This window comes from Dietzia sp. Cai40, assembly GCF_014145165.1.
Classification (GTDB): Bacteria; Actinomycetota; Actinomycetes; order Mycobacteriales; family Mycobacteriaceae; genus Dietzia; species Dietzia natronolimnaea.
In genome coordinates, this window is sequence record NZ_JAALEB010000004.1 from 1 (window position 1) to 3,381 (window position 3,381).

Genomic DNA, 3,381 nt, shown 5'->3' on the forward strand with positions numbered 1-3,381 from the left:
GGGCACCCCCGATCTGATCGTCCTGGTCTCGGGTGCGGAGTCCGCCGCAGTGGCCCGTGAGGGCGAGGCGGTGGCGTCCTTCCTGTCGGGTGCCGGGGGAGTGGGTCGCGTGACCGTGTCGCCGGCGCCGGGGGACGGGCCCACGGTGGTGAGCGCGGTGCTGTCCGGCGACGACGCCGAGTCCAGACGCACGCTGGACGAGCTCCGTGAGGCCCTGCCCCCGCCCGGCGAGGGCGTCGAGAGGCAGCTGACCGGCCGGGCCGAGGTGCTGCGTGAGGACGACCTCATCGCCCGGGAGGATCTCACCCGCGCCGAGCTCATCGCCGTCCCGGTCACCCTCGTCCTGCTCGTGCTGTTCTTCGGCTCCGTGGTGGCCGCCGCGGTCCCGGTCGCGATCGGCGTGCTCGCCATGCTCTCGTCGTTCGTCGTCCTGTCCGGCCTGGTGCACGTGATCGACGTGTCCGTGTTCGCCCTCAACCTGGTGATCGGCCTGGCGCTGGGGCTCTCGATCGACTACAGCCTCCTCGTGGTGACCCGGTTCCGCGAGGAACTGGCGAACGGCGCGGACCCACCTGAGGCCGTCGCCCGCACGATGCGCCGGTGCCGGAGGACGATCGTCATCTCGGCGGTGACCGTCGGCCTGTGTCTGGCCGCGCTCACGGCGGTGGACACGCCCTACCTGAGATCCATGGCGATGACCGGTGTCGCGGTCGTGGTGCTGGTCGCCACCCTCACCCTGGTGGTCCTGCCCCCGGTCCTGCGGGTCCTCGGTCGGCGGATCGACGCGTGGTCCGTGCGACGGGTCGACCCGACCCGCCCCGGCCGTTCGGTGACGGCGATGCTCGGGGTGTCGCGCCGGCACCCGGTGGCGGTGGCGCTGGGGGTGTCGGCGCTCCTGTTGATCCTGCTGACGCCCGCGTTCGGCCTCCGGCTGGGCACTCTCGACGACAGGGTCCTGCCGAAGGACGCCCCGTCCAGGGTGGCCGCGGAGCGACTGCGCGACGAGCGTCCGGACCTCGGATCCGATCCCCTGGTGATCCTCGCGGACGGGGTCGATCCCGGGGTGTTGGCGGAGCGGGTGTCGCGTATCGACGGAGTGGCGGCGACGCGGGGACCGGATGAGACCCTGTCCGACGGGCTCGTGGTGGGTCCCGGTGACCCCGACCTGAGGCGGGGCTCCGTCGCGGCGGTGGAGGTGGTGACGGCCCCGGGTCTGACGCAACCGGAGCAACAGGACCTCGCCGAGCGTGTCCGCGAGGTGGTGGCACCCGCGCCGGTGGCGGGAACCTACTCCGACGACGTCGACACCCGCCAGGCGATCAGTGACCGGGCGCTCCCGGTCGCCCTGCTCGTCATGGCGGTGGTCCTGCCCCTGGTCTTCCTGCTGACCGGTGGCGTGCTGGTCACCCTCAAGACGCTGGTCATGGCGGCGCTGAGCCTCACCGCGACCTTCGGCGCGATGGTCCTGGTCTTCCAGGAGGGGTATCTCGCCGACCTGGTGGGCGTGACGGCCACGGGGGTGGTGGACAGTTCCTCGCCCCTACTGATGGCGTGCCTGGCCTTCGGACTGTCGATGGACTACCAGTTGTTCCTGCTCTCCCGGGTCCGCGAGGAGTACGACCGCCACGGCGACACCACCCGGGCCGTGGTCGACGGGGTCTCCCGCACCGCCCCGTGGTGGGGGCGGCGGCGGTGCTCGTGGCGGTGGTGTTCCTCGCCATCGGTACCTCGGGGATCAGCGTGGTCCGGCTGCTCGGGCTCGGATTGGCGCTCGCCGTGCTGGTGGACGCGTTCGTCATCAGGCTGCTGCTCGTCCCGAGTGCGATGCTCCTGCTCGGCGAGGCCAACTGGTGGGCTCCACGGCCGCTACGGGCCGTGTTCGACCGCCTGCGGATCCGGGAGGGTTCGTCGTAGGTTCGGGTCATGATCCTGGACGACCTCCGTGCCCGCCTCGACACCGCCTCCGTGCTCACGGACGCGGACGTGCTCGAGGGATACCGCCAGGACTGGGCCAAGGCCCCGGCCCCGGGGATGCCGCTCGCCGTGGTGCGCGCGCGGTCGACCGGGGACGTGCAGGAGGTCATGCGCTGGGCGAGTGCGCACGGCGTGCCGGTGGTCCCGCGGGGGGCCGGTTCGGGGCTGTCCGGGGGAGCGACGGCGGTCGAGGGCGGGATCGTGCTGTCCACCGAGCTCATGCGCGACATCGACGTCGACCCGGTCACCCGCACCGCGACAGTCCAGCCGGGTCTGCTCAACGTCGAGGTCAAGCGGGCCGTCGCCGAGCACGGACTCTGGTATCCGCCGGACCCCTCGTCGTACGAGATCTGCTCGATCGGCGGCAACATCGCCACCAACGCCGGCGGTCTGTGCTGCGTGAAGTACGGGGTGACGACCGACTACGTCCTCGGGATGACGGTGGTGTTGGCCGACGGCACCGCGGTGCGACTGGGCGGCGCGCGGCTCAAGGACACCGCCGGGTTGAGCCTGACCAAGCTCTTCGTGGGGAGCGAGGGCACGTTGGGGGTGGTCACCGAGATCATCGTGCGGCTCATCCCCGAACAGCCGCCCCGTTCCACCGTGGTGGGGATCTTCCCGGACGTGGTGGCGTGCAGCGACGCCGTCCTGGCCGTCACCCGCCGGATCCGCCCGGCGATGCTCGAGTTCATGGACAACGTCTCGATCCGGGCCGTCGAGGCGGACCTGAGGATGGGCCTGGACACCTCGGCCGGTGCGATGCTGCTGGCCCAGTCCGACCTCACCGGACCCGACCGCGCGGCCGAGACGGAGTTCATGGCCGAGGCGTTCCGCACCCACGGCGCGAGCGAGGTGTTCGCGACCGACGATCCCGAGGAGGGGGAGCAGTTCACGGTCGCGCGTCGGGCCGCGTTCACCAGCCTGGGCAAGACCGGGACGCTGCTCCTCGAGGACGTCGGCGTGCCGTTGCCCGCGCTTCCCGAGCTGGTCGCCGGGATCGAGGAGATCTCGGCCCGGCGTGATGTGCCGATCGCCCTGGTCGCCCACGCCGGTGACGGCAACACGCACCCGATCATCGTGCTGGCCGACGACGACCCGGACCGCGCCCACCGGGCCCAGGCGGCGTTCGGTGAGGTGATGGACCTGGCGATCGGGATGGGCGGGACGATCACCGGCGAACACGGCGTGGGACGACTCAAGGCGCCGTGGCTGCCCGCCCAGCTGGGCGAGGACGTGATGGAGTTGAACCGCCGCATCAAGACGGCGCTGGACCCGCAGGGGATCCTCAACCCGGGGACGATGTTCTGACGTCACCGGGGCGGCGGTCCGCTCGCGGGGCTACTGCGCGACCTCGTCGTCGTCGACGTTGTTGTGGTCGCCGCCGCCGCCGCCGCCGCCGCCGCCGCC

General features: G+C 72.0%; 2 protein-coding genes. Both read left to right on the forward strand.

What is annotated here, in order from left to right; genetic code table 11:
* The coding region (locus G6022_RS00120; RefSeq protein WP_182690850.1) for an MMPL family transporter at positions 1-1,927 on the forward strand (1,927 nt) is incomplete at its 5' end.
* On the forward strand, positions 1,924-3,282 hold the full coding sequence (locus G6022_RS00125) for an FAD-linked oxidase C-terminal domain-containing protein (RefSeq protein WP_182609515.1): 1,359 nt from the start codon (positions 1,924-1,926) through the stop codon (positions 3,280-3,282). The genes G6022_RS00120 and G6022_RS00125, both read left to right, overlap by 4 nt.
* Positions 3,283-3,381 lie beyond the last annotated feature (99 nt).